Below are 654 nucleotides of genomic sequence, written 5' to 3'. Positions count from 1 at the left end.
GATATTGCCAATGCCATCAACAGCAGCGGCTTTAAAGCTACTGCGGGTGGTAACACCACAGGCGCAGCACCAACGCAAGAGCTGATTAAAGCAGGCGACACCCTGACCCTGAAAGCAGGCGATGGTTTGACCGTAGAGCAAAGCGGCAGCACGTTTACTTACGCTTTGAATGCACAGCAAATTACCCAAAACGCGCAAACCCCAGTGGTGTACACCAAAGCCGATGGCAGCAAAGTGTATAAACATACAGATGGCAACTTCTACGACCAACCTAATGGTGCGGGCACACAAGTAGCTGCGGGTGATGTCATCGCTTCTATGAACGCAGGCGACAACACCACCTCAACCCCAACCACCTTGGCAAACGTGAAAGGCAATTTGGCTGATGCTGCAACTGCAACAGCTAACCCAGCCAATAACAGCCGTAGCGATTTCGCAGGCAAAGGCAATAATGCCGCTACTGTAAACGATGTGCTGAACGCAGGCTTTAACGTACAAGGCAATGGCGTAGCCAAAGACTTTGTTACTCACGGCGACACCATCAACTTTGTTAATGGACAAGGTACAGTAGCCAATGTAACCAGCACCAATGGCGTAACCGAAGTGAAATTTGACACTCCATTGAGCTATGCTGATGCCACAGGCAACAACACC

The 654-nt window shown here is 50.3% G+C and carries 1 pseudogene; it reads left to right on the top strand.

From position 1 onward, the window contains the following. A pseudogene (locus MB824_RS10805) lies at nucleotides 1-654 on the top strand (hypothetical protein); the annotation flags it as partial.

It is taken from the genome of Kingella pumchi, from assembly GCF_022288825.1.
GTDB lineage: Bacteria > Pseudomonadota > Gammaproteobacteria > Burkholderiales > Neisseriaceae > Kingella_D > Kingella_D pumchi.
This window is presented reverse-complemented; position numbering and strand designations above follow the sequence as displayed.